Annotated in this window: 20 protein-coding genes; 10 read left to right on the plus strand and 10 right to left on the minus strand. The window is 59.6% G+C overall.

Annotated elements, in window-relative coordinates:
- Positions 1–7 precede the first annotated feature (7 nt).
- A complete protein-coding gene (locus AB4O16_RS16755) occupies positions 8–1,798 on the minus strand; it encodes a KinB sensor domain-containing domain (RefSeq protein WP_460155344.1) in 1,791 nt (596 codons plus the stop codon).
- A gap of 10 nt (positions 1,799–1,808) precedes the next feature.
- A complete protein-coding gene (algB, locus tag AB4O16_RS16760; RefSeq protein WP_160388513.1) occupies positions 1,809–3,155 on the minus strand; it encodes a sigma-54-dependent response regulator transcription factor AlgB in 1,347 nt (448 codons plus the stop codon).
- 438 nt (positions 3,156–3,593) lie between these two features.
- Here algB and AB4O16_RS16765 point away from each other — a divergent pair, with 438 nt between their 5' ends.
- From AB4O16_RS16765 to AB4O16_RS16780, 4 genes are all read left to right on the plus strand, one after another.
- A complete protein-coding gene (locus AB4O16_RS16765) occupies positions 3,594–3,881 on the plus strand; it encodes a hypothetical protein (RefSeq protein ID WP_160388512.1) in 288 nt (95 codons plus the stop codon).
- A gap of 71 nt (positions 3,882–3,952) precedes the next feature.
- Positions 3,953–4,117, plus strand: a complete 165-nt coding sequence (locus AB4O16_RS16770; protein ID WP_003177151.1) for a DUF1328 domain-containing protein — start codon at positions 3,953–3,955, stop codon at positions 4,115–4,117.
- 841 nt (positions 4,118–4,958) lie between these two features.
- Positions 4,959–6,290, plus strand: a complete 1,332-nt coding sequence (gene gltP / locus AB4O16_RS16775; RefSeq protein ID WP_110662245.1) for a glutamate/aspartate:proton symporter GltP — start codon at positions 4,959–4,961, stop codon at positions 6,288–6,290.
- Positions 6,291–6,482: 192 nt separating this feature from the next.
- Positions 6,483–7,712, plus strand: a complete 1,230-nt coding sequence (locus AB4O16_RS16780; protein ID WP_150718205.1) for a nucleoside recognition domain-containing protein — start codon at positions 6,483–6,485, stop codon at positions 7,710–7,712.
- Here AB4O16_RS16780 and AB4O16_RS16785 read toward each other — a convergent pair.
- Positions 7,694–8,791, minus strand: a complete 1,098-nt coding sequence (locus AB4O16_RS16785; protein WP_460155345.1) for an aminopeptidase — start codon at positions 8,789–8,791, stop codon at positions 7,694–7,696. The genes AB4O16_RS16780 and AB4O16_RS16785 overlap by 19 nt on opposite strands.
- 59 nt (positions 8,792–8,850) lie before the next feature.
- Between AB4O16_RS16785 and AB4O16_RS16790 the strand changes: the two genes are divergently transcribed.
- Together AB4O16_RS16790 and AB4O16_RS16795 are read left to right on the plus strand one after the other, a co-directional pair.
- Positions 8,851–9,273: a PA0061/PA0062 family lipoprotein gene (locus AB4O16_RS16790; RefSeq protein ID WP_160388510.1), complete on the plus strand. Its 423-nt coding sequence runs from the start codon at positions 8,851–8,853 to the stop codon at positions 9,271–9,273.
- Between the two features lie 40 nt (positions 9,274–9,313).
- Positions 9,314–9,736: a PA0061/PA0062 family lipoprotein gene (locus AB4O16_RS16795; RefSeq protein ID WP_150718202.1), complete on the plus strand. Its 423-nt coding sequence runs from the start codon at positions 9,314–9,316 to the stop codon at positions 9,734–9,736.
- A gap of 4 nt (positions 9,737–9,740) precedes the next feature.
- Here the strand turns inward: AB4O16_RS16795 and AB4O16_RS16800 are convergent, their stop codons facing one another.
- Entirely contained in the window at positions 9,741–9,974 is a 234-nt protein-coding gene (locus tag AB4O16_RS16800) for a DUF1161 domain-containing protein (RefSeq protein WP_460155346.1), read from the minus strand.
- Between the two features lie 180 nt (positions 9,975–10,154).
- Complete coding sequence (locus AB4O16_RS16805) at positions 10,155–10,586, minus strand: OsmC family protein (protein WP_160388508.1); 432 nt, start codon at positions 10,584–10,586, stop codon at positions 10,155–10,157.
- 240 nt (positions 10,587–10,826) lie between these two features.
- Between AB4O16_RS16805 and AB4O16_RS16810 the strand changes: the two genes are divergently transcribed.
- Positions 10,827–11,828, plus strand: a complete 1,002-nt coding sequence (locus AB4O16_RS16810; protein WP_160388507.1) for an LLM class flavin-dependent oxidoreductase — start codon at positions 10,827–10,829, stop codon at positions 11,826–11,828.
- Between the two features lie 68 nt (positions 11,829–11,896).
- On the opposite strand, the gene AB4O16_RS16815 is transcribed toward AB4O16_RS16810, so the two are convergent.
- Positions 11,897–12,118, minus strand: a complete 222-nt coding sequence (locus AB4O16_RS16815; RefSeq protein ID WP_460155347.1) for a DUF1161 domain-containing protein — start codon at positions 12,116–12,118, stop codon at positions 11,897–11,899.
- Positions 12,119–12,239: 121 nt separating this feature from the next.
- On the minus strand, positions 12,240–12,455 hold the full coding sequence (locus AB4O16_RS16820; protein WP_095942957.1) for a dodecin: 216 nt from the start codon (positions 12,453–12,455) through the stop codon (positions 12,240–12,242).
- Between the two features lie 157 nt (positions 12,456–12,612).
- Between AB4O16_RS16820 and AB4O16_RS16825 the strand changes: the two genes are divergently transcribed.
- Positions 12,613–12,936, plus strand: coding sequence for an ElaB/YgaM/YqjD family protein (locus tag AB4O16_RS16825; protein ID WP_095967836.1), 324 nt, complete (start codon positions 12,613–12,615; stop codon positions 12,934–12,936).
- On the opposite strand, the gene AB4O16_RS16830 is transcribed toward AB4O16_RS16825, so the two are convergent.
- Positions 12,933–13,826 (minus strand): LysR family transcriptional regulator, encoded by an 894-nt coding sequence (locus tag AB4O16_RS16830; RefSeq protein ID WP_460155348.1) that lies wholly within the window; start codon positions 13,824–13,826, stop codon positions 12,933–12,935. The genes AB4O16_RS16825 and AB4O16_RS16830 overlap by 4 nt on opposite strands.
- A gap of 112 nt (positions 13,827–13,938) precedes the next feature.
- On the opposite strand from AB4O16_RS16830, the gene trpB reads away from it, so the two are divergent.
- Positions 13,939–15,159, plus strand: a complete 1,221-nt coding sequence (gene trpB, locus AB4O16_RS16835; protein ID WP_218431420.1) for a tryptophan synthase subunit beta — start codon at positions 13,939–13,941, stop codon at positions 15,157–15,159.
- Positions 15,159–15,971 (plus strand): tryptophan synthase subunit alpha, encoded by an 813-nt coding sequence (gene trpA / locus AB4O16_RS16840; protein ID WP_460155349.1) that lies wholly within the window; start codon positions 15,159–15,161, stop codon positions 15,969–15,971. The genes trpB and trpA overlap by 1 nt, the downstream gene beginning before the upstream one ends.
- 108 nt (positions 15,972–16,079) lie before the next feature.
- Here the strand turns inward: trpA and AB4O16_RS16845 are convergent, their stop codons facing one another.
- Together AB4O16_RS16845 and AB4O16_RS16850 are read right to left on the minus strand one after the other, a co-directional pair.
- On the minus strand, positions 16,080–18,041 hold the full coding sequence (locus AB4O16_RS16845; protein ID WP_460155350.1) for a DUF7844 domain-containing protein: 1,962 nt from the start codon (positions 18,039–18,041) through the stop codon (positions 16,080–16,082).
- Positions 18,038–18,358, minus strand: a complete 321-nt coding sequence (locus AB4O16_RS16850; RefSeq protein WP_103397965.1) for a DUF2388 domain-containing protein — start codon at positions 18,356–18,358, stop codon at positions 18,038–18,040. The genes AB4O16_RS16845 and AB4O16_RS16850 overlap by 4 nt, the downstream gene beginning before the upstream one ends.
- Between the last annotated feature and the right edge of the window lie 5 nt (positions 18,359–18,363).

Here is an 18,363-nt window from a genome sequence, read left to right on the forward strand (position 1 = left end):
CCGCGATTTAAACGGTCAGCGCCATGTAGAACTGAGTACCCTGCCCCGGCCGCGAATAGACGCCCATGCGCCCGCCATGCAATTGCACGATTTCCTTGCACAATGCCAGGCCGAGACCGGCTCCGCCCTTCTTGCGGCCGACCTGCACGAATGGCTCGAAGATCCGCCCCTGCTGACCGTAGGCAATGCCCTCGCCGTTGTCCTCGACACTGATGATGACCCGGTCGCCGTGGCGCCGGGCGTGCAGGCGTATCCGCCCGCCGGAGCCGGTATGACGCAAGGCATTGTCCAGCAAGTTATCGAGTACCCGCTCCAGCTGTGGTTGGTCGGCCTGCAATCGCGGCAATGGCCCCTGCACTTCCACCAGCAGGTTGATCTCTTTCTCTTCAGCCGATGTGGCAAAGCGCAACCGAGCCTGCTCAAGCAGCGCCTCGATGGCACACGGCGCCAGGCTGAGTTTCTGCAAGCCGTTCTGGTAACGGGAGAAATTCAGCAGGTCATTGATCAACTGCATCAGCCGCTGCATCTCTTCATTCACGGTATCGAGCAGGTCGGCCTCCCGGGAGTCCGGGGCAAAGTGCACGCGCTCGCGGAACAGTCCGAAGGCCATGTGCATGCCGGTGACCGGTGTGCGCAATTCATGGGAGGCGCGTAATACAAATTCGCTGCGTACCCGTTCGAAGGCACGCTGCTCCGTGACGTCATGCAGCACCATCACGGCACCGAGAATATGGCCTTGGGTATGGCTGACCGGGGTCAGGCTATAGGTCAGCAATCGCAACTCGCCGTCGACTTCGACGCTCAAGTCTTCCGGCGCTCGCTCCAGCATGCCGCCGCGCAGCACCAGTTGCAGTTGCTCATCGAGTTCGGGACGCTCCAGCGCCGTACCCAAGCCTTGACCCAGGCGATCGGAGTCCCAGCCCAACTGACGCTGGGCCACAGGGTTAAGGTGTTCCAGATGGCCCTGGCGATCGATCATCAGCAGTCCGTCGTCGATGCTGTCGAGCACGGCCTGCAACCGCTGCTGACCGGCCAGCAACTCATCGACGTTGGTGGCCTGATGTTCACGCAGCGCCTGGGCCATGATCCCGAAGCGCCGCGTCAGCTGGTTGAGCTCCATCGCCGAAGAGATCGGCAGGGTGACATCGAAATTACCCTGGCCAATGTTGTCCGCCGCCTTGGCCAAGGCCTCGATGGGCTCGCCGAAACGCCGGGCGATGGCCTGCGCGGTCACGAAGCCGATGATCAGCACCGCCAGCCCCACCAGGCCAAGTAACCCGGCAATCAGCAAGGCCCGCTCCCGGGCCTGGCGCTCGAGATCGTTGATGTTATCCAGTGCGCGCTTGTGCTCGGTGATCAGGCCATTGCGTAGCGCGTTGAATTTTTCCGTCAGGTTGTCGTTACTGCTGAGCACCTTCGACGGGTCCGGGGACGTTTCATAAGCCTGGATAAAGCGCTCGTAGTCGACCTTGGCTTTTCTGAAGCCGTATTCGCTTCCCGTTTCCTCCGGTTCCTGGGCGATGCCTTGTTCGAGCAGTTCGAAGTAATGCTGCCTGGAGGCAGCGAAAGCGGCGGAGTCAGGCTTGTCGCTGAGCATGATGATCAGCTGATCACCCAAGGTCTGACGCAGCTTGAGCCCAAGGTCCAGCGTGACGAAGTTGTTGCGGATGAGCATTTCCTGGCTGCCGGCCATCTGCATCACGCTGACCAGCCCGAGCAGGAGCCCGAGCAAGGCGACGGTGATCAGTGCGGAGATGCTCAGGAAAAGCCGGGTCCGCAATTTCATCGCCAGTTTCATCGGGTATTGCTCACAAGTTGTACTGCTTGCGTTTGCGGTACAGCGTCGAGGCGTCGATGCCCAGTGTTTTGGCCGCTTGATCCAGCGTGTCGGCAGTGGCGAGGACCGCGCCGATGTGGGCCTTTTCCAGCTCATCCAGGCTCAGTGCCGCACCGATGCGCGGTGCATTGTTGACCGGGGTTTCGGCCATGCCCAGATGACTGATCTCGACCCGCTCCTGCGGACAGATGATGCTCGCGCGCTCGATCACGTTGCGCAGCTCGCGGATGTTGCCCGGCCAGCGGTAGCTCAGCAGGGCTTCCCGGGCCTCATCGCTGAAGGCCCGCGCGGGACGGGCGTACTCCTTGACGAAGCGCGCCAGGAAACGGTCGGCGAGGTTGAGAATATCTTCGCGACGTTCGCGTAGCGGTGGCAGGTGCAAGGTAATGACGTTCAGGCGATAGAGCAGGTCTTCACGGAAACGACCGTCGCGGACCATGTCCTCGAGGTTGAGGTTGGTGGCCGCAAGGATGCGCACGTCGGCTCGGCGGGTCACCGGATCACCGACGCGCTCATATTCCTTGTCCTGAATGAAACGCAGCAACTTCGGCTGCAGTGTCAGGGGAAAATCGCCGATTTCATCGAGAAACAGTGTGCCGCCGTCAGCCTGGTTGACTCGGCCCAAGGTGCTTTCGCTGGCACCGGTGAAAGCGCCGCGGCTGTGGCCGAAGAGTTCGCTTTCCATGAGCTCGGCAGTCAGCGAAGGGCAGTTGATCGTGACGCAGGATTTTTTCGCGCGTTTGCTCCAGCCGTGAATGGCTTGAGACAGTTCGCCCTTGCCGGTACCGGATTCACCGAGTATCAGGATATTGGCATCGGTTGTGGCAACCTGCCGCGCGGTTTCGAGCACCACTTTCATGGCCGGGCTGTGGGAGTCCAGGCCATCCTTGGGCTTGCGCACTTCGCCTTCCAGGGCTTCCAGTCGCGCCGACAGCTGCCGAACCTCCAGTTGCTTGGCGGTCGCCAGCCGCAATTGATCGGGGCTGCAAGGTTTGACCAGATAGTCGGCCGCACCTGCCTGAATCGCATCCACCGCCGTGTCGACAGCGGAGTGCGCAGTGACGATCACCACTCGCATCCAAGGCGCCTGGATACGCATCTGGGCCAGTACATCGAGGCCGTTGTCTTCACCCAGGCGCAAATCGAGGAAGCACAGATCAAACACCTGGCGCTGCAACAGGGCGTCTGCCTGCGCGGCGCTGGTGGCGGTGGCCACGCTGTAGCCTTCGTCTTCGAGGCAGTAACGGAAAGTACGCAGGATGGCGGACTCATCATCCACCAGCAGAATGCGGCCTTGGTGCTCCGTGGCTGATTCCATTTTCCTACGCTCCTTAATGAATGATCTTTGTTTTGTCCCGGAGAAATCGGGCAAGTTGCATGATTGATTCTGAGCCATTCCTGTCATGGCAGGGTAGCTTTCATCCGATGTCTCGGTTAGCCGCCTCTTTTAGCGGGTCTTTTAATGGATCTCCGGTTTCCGACAGCGGCCAGCGTGTATTTCTGACATCCGGGGCCCTCTCGCAATTCAAAAAATTTACGCCTTCCTGCAAATGAATCGTGCAATACGCACGACCGCGTACGTGGCATCGTGCAGGATGCGTACGATGTTATTTCTTCGGCGATCATAAGATATTGATATTTAAAGGAATTATTTCGATACAAGGCTGGCATGCGGACTGCAATTGTCTGGTTAACCAGGGCATTCAAAAACAAACGCCCGCTTTCGAATACCGACCCGAGTGGTAGGAGCTCCAGGATGAACCGTCAACGTGCCGCCCACCTGCACCTGTCGCCAGTGCATATCCAGCAAGGACTGTTCGCTGTTCTGGCGTTGTTGATCACCTTGATCGGCGGCCAGCAGTTTCTGCGCTGGGAACAGAGCCAGCAGCCGCAGGCGCCACAATTGTCGATTGAGCATCCGAGCCAAACCCATTTCAGTGCTGTTGGCAGCCTTCAAGCTGATAGCACCCCGATGCGCATGATGGACGTCGACCAGGCCAGCCCTGTGGGTGAGATACGTCATCAAGAGCGTTGGGTGTTCTAGGCAAAACCTCCGCCGCAGACGATGCGCCGGGAAACGCAGCACCTCTAAATAGAAGCGTAAGGAGAATCACCATGTTGAGCTGGGCAATCACATTCCTGATCATTGCCATCATCGCCGCAGTACTGGGCTTCGGTGGTATCGCGGGCACCGCCACGGGTATCGCCAAGATTCTGTTTGTCGTGTTCCTGGTGATGTTCATTGCTTCGTTCTTCTTTGGCCGTCGCGGTCGAGGCTGACATGAACGGTTTGTTCAAGACGCTGGCAGCCGCCCTGCTTTTGGGCGGTGATGCCAGGGCATGCGGGTTGGCTTTTCCCCGACATGCCTGATCCCTCCTCTGGGAGGGGCTGGTTGATACACCAGAATTTGTACACGAAGGAGGTCACAGCGCCTCTTTCCACTTGCGCCACCCGAGGAAGGCAGGCGCATGACCAAGGGGTCGGGACGTTCTGCCTGTTTCAGGGGCGGAGTGACCTACGGGTACAGGGAGTACCTGCGTAAGGGCCGGGTCAGGAAAGCTACTGCGCAAGTTCGCCGGACCGCCATGGCTCGACGAGCTTGCGAAGGGCTTGATCACGCAACACATTGAAATAGAGCGTTCGTCCCGGTTACATCACTGAAACCGCGGCCTTGTCCTTGTTAAGTCGAAAATTACTTTTCCCGGTGTTTCACCGGCGACCGTATATCGAGAAAAATCCCCTTTTTTTTGCCTCGATTTTTCCCTTCGTCCTGCGCGATTCTGCTTAAAAATCAATGCTCGGCCGCTGCTCGAAAAACACTCAATCTGCTCTGTGATGACCGGTTCACGGCACTTATGCCTGCCGAAATGTCGTATTCGAACCGGTTGGGACGCGCGTTTCGCTAAAAAAACCTCATGCCGATTCGGCATAGGGTAGGCGTTTACGGCATTAGACGGCGCTTGCTTGCATCGGAATAGTTGCGCCTTTTTTCGCCTGCCAGAGAGCCGCAAAACGCGCTCCGGGGCACCTTATACGGGGGGCAGATGCACTGGACTTTTTCGCCACAAGCGTTCCAGTTCGCGCATCTCCCTGAGTCAAACAACAAGTAAGGGTAAAGATATGAAGAAGGCAAAGCTTAGCCTCGCCTGGCAGATCCTCATCGGTCTGGTATTGGGGATTGCAATCGGTGCGCTGCTCAACCATTTCAGTGCCGAAAAAGCCTGGTGGATCAGCAACGTCCTGCAACCGGCAGGCGATATCTTTATCCGTCTGATCAAGATGATCGTGATTCCGATCGTCATCTCCTCTTTGATCGTCGGCATTGCAGGCGTCGGTGACGCCAAGAAGCTGGGGCGTATCGGCCTCAAGACCATCATCTACTTCGAGATCGTCACCACCATCGCGATCGTGGTCGGTCTGTTGCTGGCCAACCTGTTCCACCCGGGTGCCGGTATCGACATGAGCACCCTTGGCACTGTGGACATTTCCAAGTACCAGGCGACGGCGGCCGAGGTTCAGCATGAACACGCGTTTATCGAAACCATCCTCAACCTGATCCCGTCGAACATCTTCGCGGCCATGGTTCGCGGTGAAATGCTGCCGATCATCTTCTTCTCCGTGTTGTTCGGCCTCGGTTTGTCGAGCCTGCAGGCAGATCTGCGCGAGCCGCTGGTGAAAATGTTCCAGGGCGTATCGGAAAGCATGTTCAAGGTCACTCACATGATCATGAACTACGCCCCGATCGGTGTATTCGCACTGATCGCAGTGACTGTGGCCAACTTCGGTTTCGCTTCGCTGATACCGCTGGCCAAACTGGTGATCCTGGTTTACGTCGCCATCGCCTTCTTCGCTTTCGTGGTCCTTGGCCTGATCGCTCGCCTGTTCGGCTTCTCGGTGATCAAGCTGATGCGCATCTTCAAGGATGAGCTGGTACTGGCCTACTCCACCGCCAGCTCCGAAACCGTGCTGCCGCGCGTGATCGAGAAAATGGAAGCCTACGGCGCGCCGAAAGCCATTTGCAGCTTCGTGGTGCCGACCGGTTACTCGTTCAACCTGGACGGTTCGACCCTGTACCAAAGCATCGCGGCGATCTTCATTGCCCAGCTGTATGGCATCGACCTGTCGATCAGTCAGCAATTGCTGCTGGTACTGACTTTGATGGTCACCTCCAAAGGCATCGCCGGCGTACCGGGCGTGTCCTTCGTAGTACTGCTGGCCACCCTGGGCAGTGTTGGCATTCCACTGGAAGGCCTGGCATTCATCGCCGGTGTCGACCGCGTGATGGACATGGCGCGTACCGCACTGAATGTGATCGGCAACGCCCTGGCTGTACTGGTTATCGCTCGTTGGGAAGGCATGTACGACGACGCCAAGGGCCAGCGCTACTGGAACTCCCTGCCGCACTGGCGCAGCAAGGAAAAGCTGCCGGCGGGTGAAGTTTCCAAGAGCTGATACACCCTCTGTAGGAGCCGGCTTGCTGGCGATTGCCACAACGCGGTGTAACAGGTGCACCGCGTTATCGTTCATCGCCAGCAAGCCGGCACCTACAGATGTATGGCATTGACATGAACCCCGGAGAAATCCGGGGTTTGTCGTTTCTGGTCACCCCGCTATCATTCGCGCATCTTTTGGGGGATTTGACTGATGCTCAATGGCCTGTGGCTTGGCTTCTTCATCGTGGCAGCCGTATCGGCGCTGGCGCAGTGGCTGATCGGTGGCAATGCCGGAATATTCGCGGCAATGGTGGAGAGCATTTTCGCCATGGCCAAGCTGTCGGTCGAAGTCATGGTGCTGCTGTTCGGCACCCTCACCCTCTGGCTGGGTTTTCTGCGCATCGCCGAGAAAGCCGGCATCGTCGAATGGCTGGCCAAGGCTCTGGGGCCACTGTTTCTGCGCCTGATGCCAGAAGTCCCGCCGGGTCATCCGGCCATCGGCCTGATCACCCTGAACTTCGCCGCCAACGGCCTGGGGCTGGACAACGCCGCCACGCCGATCGGCCTCAAGGCCATGAAGGCGCTGCAGGAACTCAATCCCAGCGCGACCATCGCCAGCAATGCCCAGATCCTGTTCCTGGTGCTCAACGCCTCCTCGCTGACCCTGCTGCCGGTGACGATCTTCATGTATCGCGCCCAGCAAGGCGCGCCGGATCCGACGCTGGTGTTCCTGCCGATCCTGCTGGCGACCAGTTGCTCGACCATTGTCGGCTTCCTGTCGGTGGCGTTCATGCAGCGTTTGCGCATCTGGGACCCTGTGGTGCTGGCCTACCTGATCCCCGGTGCCCTTGCCCTGGGTGGTTTCATGGCATTGCTGGCGACCCTTTCGGCGACCGCACTGGCCGGCCTGTCATCGATCCTCGGCAACCTGACGCTGTTTGGCCTGATCATGCTGTTTCTGCTGATCGGTGCGCTGCGCAAAGTGAAGGTCTACGAGGCCTTCGTCGAAGGCGCCAAAGAGGGTTTCGACGTCGCCAAAAACTTGCTCCCCTACCTGGTGGCGATGCTTTGTGCGGTGGGTGTGTTGCGGGCCTCCGGGGCACTGGACTTCGGTCTGGACGGGATCCGTCACCTGGTGGAATGGGCCGGTTGGGACACGCGCTTCGTCGATGCGCTGCCGACCGCGATGGTCAAGCCTTTCTCGGGAAGCGCCGCGCGAGCGATGCTGATTGAAACCATGAAGACCTCAGGCGTGGACAGCTTCCCGGCGCTGGTCGCGGCGACTGTCCAGGGCAGCACCGAGACCACGTTCTATGTGCTGGCGGTGTACTTCGGTGCCGTGGGCATCCAGCGCGCACGCCATGCGGTTGGCTGTGCACTGCTGGCAGAGCTTGCCGGGGTGCTGGGTGCAATCGGGGTCTGCTACTGGTTCTTTGGTTGATCCGCGCCATCAGCCAACGCCTTCAGCGCGGCCTTGCGCTCAGCCGTCGGCAGGCTGCCGAGCTTTTCCACGGCGGAATAAAACCTGAGCCAATCGCCATCGACCTGATGGAACAGCGCGTCAAATGCCGGCACCCATTGGTCGTACAAACCAAAGGGCAATAGCCGGGCATTGTTCATGGGGGCATTGATCCAGGCGTCATAGCGTTTGTCTCCAGCCCACTGACTGTCACGCAGCTGGCGGTATTCACTGCGCAGGCGCTCGAACTCGGCCGCCTTGCGCTGGCGCATTTGTTCGGCCGGCAACGGCAAGGTGTAGAGTTTTTCCAGGCGGGTGCGAGCCCTCAGCACCAACTCGGTAAATTGGTCACGTTGACGCGCCTGTGCATTGTTGTCGGGTGGCAGGTGGCGGTAGGCGCGCCATTGGCGGGTACCTTCCTGCTCGACGAAGGTGGCGAAGGACTCGTTGAACTCCGTGTCGTCCTTCACATAGACGCGTTGATGGGCCAATTCGTGAAAGATCAGCGTGGCCAGGCGCTCATCGCCCCAACCCATCATCGAGTTGATGATCGGATCGTTGAACCAGCCAAGTGTCGAATAGGCTTCAACGCCGCCAATCGACACGTCCATGCCCTGCAAGCGTTGCACAGCCGCTTCGCCGCGGGCTGCGCCCTGGCTGTAGTAACCGCGATAGGCCACGCAACCGGCGATGGGGAAGCAGTGGTTTACGGGTTTCAGGGAAAACTCCGGCGTGACGAAGACATTCCAGACGACGAAGGGACGCCCGATGTCCGCGTACAAGCGGTAGCTCTGGTTGTCCGGCAGGTGCAATTGCCGGCTGGCGAACGTGCGCGCTTTTTGTGATTGCTCCAGGTGTGTCCGCAGTTTTTGGTCGCGCGTCGGGTCGGCAACCACGCGGGAAACCGGCTCCCTGGCCCGCAGCAACTGCAGTTGACCGCTGGCCAGCTGGCTGTAATAGCTGACGCTGGCGCAACCGTTGAGCAACAAAAACAACACACCCGGAAACAAAACGCGAAAAACGCGATCAAGTAACCCAAGGCTAGGAAGCGGCCTGATCACAATAATTCTTCCTTGGAGAGTCTTCCCGCAAGACTATCCCGCCAGACTGGAGCTCCGCTATGCGCACGTTGATACTGACAGCAAGCCTGCTGTTGCTGGCCGGCTGTGCCGGCTTCGGAATACCCCGCCCTGATCCTGCGCAAGCCTGGATCGACCTGGATTCAAAGCAGGAAGACACGGCGTTGCAGGCGCTGGAGGTCGATGACAAGACCACGGATGATAAACGCTACTTCGAAGTCCAGCCTGGAAGCCACGAATTGACGGTGCGCTACCAGTTTGCGGTGCAACCCACCAACATCGGCCCAGATGCCGAACCGTTGTGGCGCGATTGTCAGTTGAACGTGAAATTCAATGGCTTCAACGCGGGCGAACGTTATCAACTGCAAGCGGGAAACATCGGTTTCCGGCCGTGGGCGAAACTCTATGATCAACAGCGCAAAGTGATCGGCCAGGGCACTCCTGCGGGCTGCCAACGAACCTGATCGGCGTTATGCTGAATGTATATCCCTAGGGACATTCATCATGCGCAGGTTGATGCTGTTACTCGCCGCCGGTGTCGTCGCGGGCTGTCAAAGCCCGATGCCGACACCCAATCCACAAATGGCCTGGGTTGAATTCTCGACGCCCTTCCCTAACGACAAATTGTTGATGGCCGAACGGCTGGATAAACAACGCCTGCGTGACGGGCGTTATTTCGAAGTGATGCCCGGTAGCCACGAACTGATCGTGCGCTTCGACTTTGAAGTGCCCGGCGGCGGTGGCTTGAGCACGATGAGCGGGCCCTCTGAGCGGCTGTGCTACCTGACCATCAAATACGATCATTTCGAAGCCGGGCAGCGTTATGTGCTCGAAGGTCGCTCAATCGCCTTCACTCCCGGCGCGCGGCTTTACAACGCCAAGCGGGAGATCGTCGCTGAAGATCGGGAATCCTACTGCCTGATGTGAGGGGTCAGCGCTCGTTCTTCTGGTAGATGATTTTTTTGGTGCCATTTTCGCACGAGCCCACGACCATGTTCTGGTCGTGTACTTCGTCGTTGGTGACGATTTCCAGCGTGTAGGCGGTGACGCCACTGGCCTGGATCTTGGCTTCGATCTCGGCCTTGAGTTCTTCGCAGGGTTTCGGTGCTGCGAGGGCGGAGGTGGCCAGTGCGCAACAGATAACCGCCAGGGCAAAACGTTTCATGGTTGAAGCTCCTTTGAGGCAGCACGCCGATTCACGGGTTTTCGCTGCTGTCATTTATTCGACCATATTTTTAGCGGGCAAATCTGTCGCGACGCAAAAAAGATCGCAACCCTGAGTAACCTCTACCGAATGATCCCGGCAGGTTGCGCAAGACGGCGATCTTTTGATTTCAACTAAAATCTAGCCGACCAATGTTGCTTCCAGGCTGATCTTCGCATTCAGTACCTTGGATACCGGACAGCCCTCTTTGGCCTTGTTGCTGAGTTCTTCGAACTGCGCCTGGGATGCCCCGGGGATTTTCGCTTTCAGAATCAATTTCACTGCGGTGATCGCAAAGCCGCCGTCCACTTGATCCAGGGTGACTTCTGCCTGGGTGTCGATGCTATCGGCCTTCAGGCCGGCATCACCGAGAATCATCGAAAACGCCATGGAGAAGCAGCCGGCGTGGGCCGCGCCGATCAACTCTTCCGGATTGGTGCCCCGGCCGCCTTCGAAGCGTGCCTTGAAACCGTAGGGTGCTTCCCGCAGTACCCCGGTTTCCGTGGAGATCGAGCCGATGCCGGTTTTCAGATCACCTTCCCAATGAGCCGATGCTTTCTTCACGATAGCCATGTCTGCCTCCTCAAGATCGGCGCGAAACGTCGCGCCTGCGTGGTTTTCGGTTGCAAGGGTTGTGAGGATAGACGCAGGGGCAAAGTTCATCTCGTCCGATCAATCTGTTTTTTTCCGCGGGATTTTTAGCCTGGCTATTGAAACTCGGGTATATGCCCACATTGCATGAACAGGCTTTTGGATTCGGCAGGTTTGCGTTCGCAAGAACAAACCTGCGCCCTCAATTGGAGAAGCAGGTTTATGAAACGACTGTCCGATATCAAGTTCTCGACCCTCGACCTGGTGCCGGTGCGCGAGAACGGCAGCGCGGCCCAGTCGCTGCGCAACTCGCTGGACCTGGCGCAGCACGTCGAGAAGTTCGGCTACAACCGCTTCTGGGTGGCCGAACACCACAACATGGACGGCATCGCCAGTTCCGCGACCTCGGTGCTTCTGGGTTATCTGGCCGGTGGTACGTCAACCATTCGGGTCGGTTCGGGCGGGGTAATGTTGCCCAACCACGCACCGTTGGTGATTGCCGAGCAGTTCGGCACCCTGGAAAGCCTTTATCCGGGCCGGATAGATCTGGGCCTGGGGCGCGCCCCCGGTTCCGACCAGATGACCGCACGGGCACTGCGCCGCGAACGCTCGGGCAGCGCCGACGACTTCCCGGAAGATGTGGCGGAGCTGGTGCGCTACCTGGGGCCACGAACCCCGGATCAACGCATCATCGCCATGCCGGGAACCGGGACCAATGTACCGGTCTGGCTGTTGGGGTCGAGTCTGTTCAGTGCACAGCTGGCCGGTGAACGCGGTTTGCCCTACGCCTTCGCTTCGCATTTCGCGCCGCGCTACATGCATGAAGCGATTCGGGTCTACCGCAACCATTTCAAGCCCTCGGCAGTTCTGGACAAGCCCTACGTGATGCTCGGCGTGCCATTGGTGGCGGCCGATACCGACGAGCAGGCCGATTACCTGGCGACTTCGGTGTTCCAGCGGATTCTGGCCCTGATGCGCGGGCAAAGCCTGGTGCAGCGTCCCCCGGTGAAGACCATGGACGGCCTGTGGCTGCCCCATGAGAAAGACGCTGTGCATGATTTCCTTGGTCTGGCGATGATCGGCAGCCCGCAGAAAATTCGCGCCAAGCTCGAGGTCCTGATCGAACAGACTCAGGCAGACGAGCTGATTTTCACCTCTGACCTGTACGAACATTCCGATCGCGTGCATTCCTACGAGCTGCTGGCGCAGGTCATGCGAGGCTGACACTCAAACGGCAGGCATGAAAAAGCCGGCGCCAGGACGCCGGCTTTTTCATTCGGGCGCGTACCGGCCTATTTTTTATAGACGATCACTTTGGCGCCCGCTTCGCATTTACCAACGACTTTGCCGCCGGCAGCGGTACCTTTATCGACAATCTCCAGCGAATAACCGGAAACGCCCTTGGCATCAAGTTTCGCTGCGATTTCGGCTTTCAGCTCTTCGCATGGCTTGCCACCCGCCAATGCGGTCCCCGCAAGGCTTAACAAACCTACCGCCAACATAAACTTCTTCATCGGTTGCATTCCCTGGTCGGATCATAGGGGTAACCAGCCGTCAGCCGGACGTACTCATTCAGCGTTTTGCCATTCCCTATGGCATTCGGCCGGCGTGCAAGTTCAGAAGACTAGCGCAAAGTCAGCTGCTGGCAATGCGGAATCCTACTTTCAGGGTAACCTGAAAGTGTGCAGCCTTGCCGTCCCTGATATGCCCACGGGTCTCGGTCACTTCAAACCATTCCATGTACTTGATGCTTTTGCTGGCTTCGGTCAGCGCGTTGTTGATTGCATCTTCGATACTGCTGGTGGACGAGCCGATCAGCTCGACTTTCTTGTAGGTGTGATGGTCAGACATGGCGTTCTCCTCGGCGTGTGAATTACAGCCTAGCAGTGATTTTTCCTATTTCTTCTGTTGGCCGTTCTGAGGATGAAGTTCAGATTTTCTGCACTTTCTCCAACCCCTGAAGTCCCAACCAACACACGCCACTCATCACCAATGCAGGAGAGCCACCATGGCCAACACCTCGTTACGCAAAGCCTCATTGCAAAGCATGGAAGCGGAGATCGAGAGTCTGCTCAAGTCTTTGGAAAATCTGAAGGACGACGCCTCGGACGAGTCGCGTAAAACCCTCAAGACCCTGAAAGGCAACGCCGAGAATGCCTTGAAGCACTCGCGCCATCTGCTTGCCGACGCCTATGAAGAGGTCAAGGTCAAAACCCGCGAAACCGGAATTGCCACCCGGGACTACGCCCAGGAACACCCCTGGACAACAGCCGGTGTCGCCGTGGGCGCATTGGGCCTGCTGGCCGCTTATCTGTTGTGCAAGCGTGATTAATCCGCTCGCCGCAGCTCGTTCTTGAGCCACTGCGCCAGTTGCCGGGCGCGCCCGTCCGCGGCGCGCTTGGGTAACCACAACGCCAGATGCGCCGGGGTTTCGCTGAAACCCCATGGTGCGACCAGGCGCCCCGCCTTCAAGTCTTCGGTCACCAGTGGTTCAGGGGCAATCGCCACGCCCAGCCCGGCCACGGCCGCTTCCAGCAAGTAATACAAATGCTCAAAACCTTGTCCGTACTTCAATGCCTTGGCGTCGAGGCCGCTTTGCTGCGCCCAGCTAGGCCAGGCTTGCGGACGCGAAGTGGTGTGCAGCACTGTTTCGCTCAGCAGCGCTGTGGCGGGCGCCGACTTGAGCCGTTCATATCCGGAAAACCGTGGACTCATGACCGGGCCGATCCGTTCGCTGGCGAGCTCGAATACCTGCATGTCCGCCGGCCAGGGTGGCTCGGCAAACACCAGCAAGGCGTCCAGGCCCGGACGGCGTGGGTCGAGATCGCCTTCTCCGGCCGACAGGTGCAATCGAAGGTCGGGCAAGTCGGCATTCAACCGTCCAAGGCGCGGAATGAACCATCGGGCCAGCAAGCTTCCCGAACAGCCGAGGACAAAAGGCGCATCGGCCGTGCTCTGGGTGAGTTCAGCGCACACGGTACGCAGGCGCTCGAACGCTTCTGCGCTGGCGTCGCGCAAACGCAGGCCGGCATCTGTGAGTTTCAGGCCGCGACCATCCTTGATGAAAAGACTCACGCCGAGGTGCTCTTCAAGCACTTTCAGCTGTCGGCTGACCGCACCATGCGTGACATGTAGCTGCTCGGCGGCCTGACTGACACTGTTCAGGCGGGCCGTCGCCTCGAAGGCGCGCAGGGCGTTCAACGGTGGGAGGTCGTGGCTCATGGGATCTGTGAGTTTTCCTGACAGGTTGCGGCGATCTTATCGGTTTTCAGTCTGGTACGTCAGGGGTAGAGTGGACTTCATTGTCACTTCACGCATTCAACTGGAGCGCCCCATGACCCAGACTAATCTGCGCAACGGCCCTGACGCCAACGGCCTGTTTGGCGCGTTCGGCGGCCGTTACGTCGCCGAAACCCTGATGCCGTTGATCCTCGACCTGGCCCGCGAATATGAGTTGGCCAAGGAAGATCCTGCATTCAAGGAAGAGCTGGCCTACTTCCAGCGTGACTACGTCGGACGTCCAAGCCCGTTGTACTTCGCCGAACGTCTGACCGAGTTCTGCGGTGGCGCGAAGATTTATCTCAAGCGCGAAGAGCTGAACCATACCGGCGCGCACAAGATCAACAACTGCATCGGCCAGATCCTGCTGGCGCGGCGCATGGGCAAGAAACGCATCATCGCCGAGACCGGCGCCGGCATGCACGGTGTGGCAACTGCTACCGTGGCTGCGCGTTTCGGCCTGGATTGCGTGATCTACATGGGCACCACTGACATCGAACGTCAGCAGGCCAACGTGTTCCGCATGAAGCTGCTGGGCGCCGAAGTGATCCCGGTGGTCGCCGGCACCGGTACGCTCAAGGATGCGATGAACGAAGCCCTGCGTGACTGGGTGACCAACGTCGACAGCACCTTCTACCTGATCGGCACAGTGGCCGGTCCGCACCCTTACCCGGCAATGGTTCGCGACTTCCAGGCCGTGATCGGCAAGGAAACCCGTGAGCAACTGCAAGCCCAGGAAGGCCGCCTGCCGGACAGCCTGGTGGCGTGCATTGGCGGTGGTTCCAACGCCATGGGCCTGTTCCACCCGTTCCTCGACGACAAGAGTGTCGAGATCATCGGCGTTGAAGCCGCCGGTTATGGCATCGAAACCGGCAAGCACGCTGCCAGCCTGAATGGCGGCGTACCGGGCGTGTTGCACGGCAACCGCACTTTCCTGCTGCAGGACGACGATGGCCAGATCATCGACGCCCACTCGATTTCTGCCGGCCTCGACTACCCGGGTATCGGCCCGGAACACGCCTGGTTGCATGACATCGGCCGCGTTCAGTACACCTCGGTGACTGACGACGAAGCTCTCGCTGCGTTCCACCAGTGCTGCCGCCTGGAAGGGATCATTCCTGCCCTGGAAAGCGCCCATGCCCTGGCTGAAGTGTTCAAGCGCGCGCCGAGCCTGCCAAAGGATCACCTGATGGTCGTCAACCTGTCCGGCCGTGGCGACAAAGACATGCAGACCGTGATGCACCATATGGAACAATCCAAGCAGGAGAAACACTGATGAGCCGCCTGCAAACGCGTTTTGCCGAACTCAAGGAACAGAACCGCGCCGCCCTCGTGACTTTCGTGACCGCTGGCGACCCGGGCTATGACACCTCGCTGGCCATCCTCAAGGGCTTGCCGGCCGCCGGCGCCGACGTGATCGAACTGGGCATGCCCTTCACCGACCCGATGGCTGACGGCCCGGCCATCCAGCTCGCCAACATCCGTGCGTTGGGTGCCAAACAGAATCTGGCGAAAACCCTGCAAATGGTTCGCGAGTTCCGCCAGGACAACAACGAAACGCCGCTGGTGCTGATGGGTTACTTCAACCCGATCCACATGTACGGCGTACCGCGCTTCATTGCCGAAGCCAAGGAGGCTGGCGTCGATGGCCTGATCGTGGTCGACCTGCCGCCTGAACATAACGGCGAACTGTGCGACCCGGCACAGGTTGCGGGCCTGGACTTTATCCGTTTGACGACGCCAACCACCGACGATGTGCGCCTGCCGACCGTTCTCAATGGCAGCTCGGGTTTCGTCTACTACGTCTCGGTAGCCGGTGTGACCGGTGCCGGTGCCGCCACGCTGGAACACGTCGAAGAGGCTGTCGCCCGTCTGCGTCGCCATACCGACCTGCCGATCAGCATCGGTTTCGGTATCCGGACGCCGGAGCAGGCAGCGTCCATTGCGCGTCTGGCTGATGGTGTTGTGGTGGGTTCGGCACTGATCGATCACATCGCCAATGCCACCACTCCGGAGCAAGCCGTGGATGGCGTGCTGAGCCTGTGTTCGGCGTTGGCCGAAGGCGTGCGTAAAGCCCGCGTCAGTTGACCAAAACCCTGTGGGAGCGAGCTTGCTCGCGAATAGGCCATCAGCTTCAACATCCATGTTGACTGATTCACCGCTTTCGCGAGCAGGCTCGCTCCTACAGGTTACGGGTCAAGGCAACTCTAGCCCGCCCGCGGCCTTATGCAGTTTGCGCAAGTGCTCGCCAATCTGCTTCAGGTTGGCCTCGTTGGCGGCCATTTCGGCGGCGCGGTCTGGTTCAAGCAACGCTCTCACTTCCTTGTCCAGATCCCCGGACAGCGCCAGCAGCTGTTTCTGGCGCTGGCTGCTTTCCGATTCCAGATGCTCCCACTCGCTCGGCTGCGGCAAGCCATAACCGTTGGTGCCCAGCAGTTCCGCCGGACGGCTGAGGAAGCCACTGTTGGCGAGAATGTCCTTGAGGGTCTCGTTGGCCTTGTCCATGCCACCACTCTTCAGCTCCCGGGCGCCCAGATAGCGCTGCTTCACTTCATCCTGGGCCAGCAGCAACTGCTGACGGTAACTGGCCTGCTCCAACAGGAGCAACGCGGCGCTGGTGCGCAAATCGGCCTGCTCGAACCATTGCCGGCGTTGCGCGGCTTTCAGGTCCAGCCAGTCTTCGACGGTTTCCTGCTTGATCGGCAAGTGCTTTTTCAGGATCTCGAACATGGCCTGGTAGCGCTCGCGGAAAGAATCGAATCGATAGCCCAGGCGCAGCGCTTCCTTGGGATCGTCCAGCACGCTGGTATCGGCGAGCCCGCGGCCCTTGAGCACTTCCAGCAAGCCGTTGGGCATGATGTTGTCGAGCCCTACCAACTTCGGGTTGTTGGTGCCGCCGCGCAGCAACTTCAGCTCCTCCACCGCGCAGTTGTTGGACAGGAAGAAATAGTTGCCGTCGTAGCTCCAGTGCATCTCGGCGGCACGTTCCACCACGTCTTCAATCTCTGTGCGCGACAGGTTCAGGGGCACGGAGGCCAGGCTGCGCAGTTCGGTCTTGGTGTATTCGTCGATGACCTGGGACAGCGGCAGGATAAACAGCCGCGACGGGTATTTGCCGACCAGGCCATCCCAGCTCGACAGCTGCACGTCGCCGACAAAGGCGCGGTACGACAGCACCAGATGCTGATCGAGATCGAGTCGACAGTCCGGTCCGCGTGGTCGGCCGGGTGCGCAGATCACCAGGCGCAACATGCTGTGGCCCCAGCGGCTGAACAGGTTCTGGTTGGCCTCGGCCAGCAGATAGTCGACGGCATAGACCCGCTCCGGATCGACCTGACCCAATGGCGTCTTGGCGAAGTCGTTACCGGCATTGAGGAAGGAGACGGTTTTGCTGCAGGTTTCCCTGGCAGCAGGCGCCCAGCCGAAATGCTCTTTGTAGTAGCGGTACAGTGCGGGACGGCGGCAAGCGTAGGTCGGGTCGAGGAGGAAATACTCCATGTTGACCGCGACGAATTCCTTTGGACTGCTGGTCTCGTAGATATCCGGAGTGCGGGCAATCTGGCGATTGTGCTGTTCGCGTTCCCCGCGGCGGCCTACGTATTGCTGCCAGCCGGCGAGGTCGAGCAGGCGCGGATCGTCGCTGAGGGTAAAACGCCGACCGGACTGACCCCGGCATTGGTCGGGAATGCCAACCAGCCCTGAGCTGTTACTGCGCTGGGTGCAGCGCTGGATCAGCTTGCGTTCGGGGTCCGGCCACAGGCGCGAGCGATCATAGATATGAGTCAGCTCGTGCAACACCGTGGCCAGCATTTCCCGGCGCACGGTGCCGTGGGGGCGATGGGTTTTCTTGCTCGCGGCGCTGCCATCGGTGAGGCCGGCCAGCAGGTTGCGGTTCAGATCCAGCTCGGACACCAGCGAGGCCTGGCCGTAGGCGTTGCGCGGCATGTCATCAGTCCAGCCGACAACGATGCGTCGATCCAGTTGCTCGATAAAGCGTGGCGGCAATGCCTGCATGGCCTCATCGAGCAACGCCTGGCTGGCTTGCTGTTGCGTGGGAGTCAGACCTTCGGTCTTGAGTTGTAGCTGAAGGCCTGCGTGGGCCGTGTTGCCGAACAGCAACAGGGCCCCGGTCAGCAGCCAGGCGCGTGCACGCCTCACAGTGCGAGGATGGCTTCGGCGAGATCCTGATCGCTGGCGTCGCGCGCTTCCGGCACGCGGGTGCGCAGCAAGTCGAAAGCGGATTCCAGGTGAGCGCCGCGAATGTCGCCGTTGCTGGCAACGAAACTGGCGGCATCGTCCTGGGCCTCGCGCACGATTTTCGAGTCGCGGATGGACGTGGTGGTATCGGAGGTGAAATCGAGGGTGCGCTGGGTAGCACGGATCAGAATGTTACTGGTGGCAACCAGAGTATGTGCCTGGGTCACGTCAGCCAACAGCAGCAGGCCTAAGGTGGCGGCAATCAGCGGATTACGCATGGAAC

The sequence above is a fragment of the Pseudomonas sp. S2_H10 genome, from assembly GCF_054668285.1.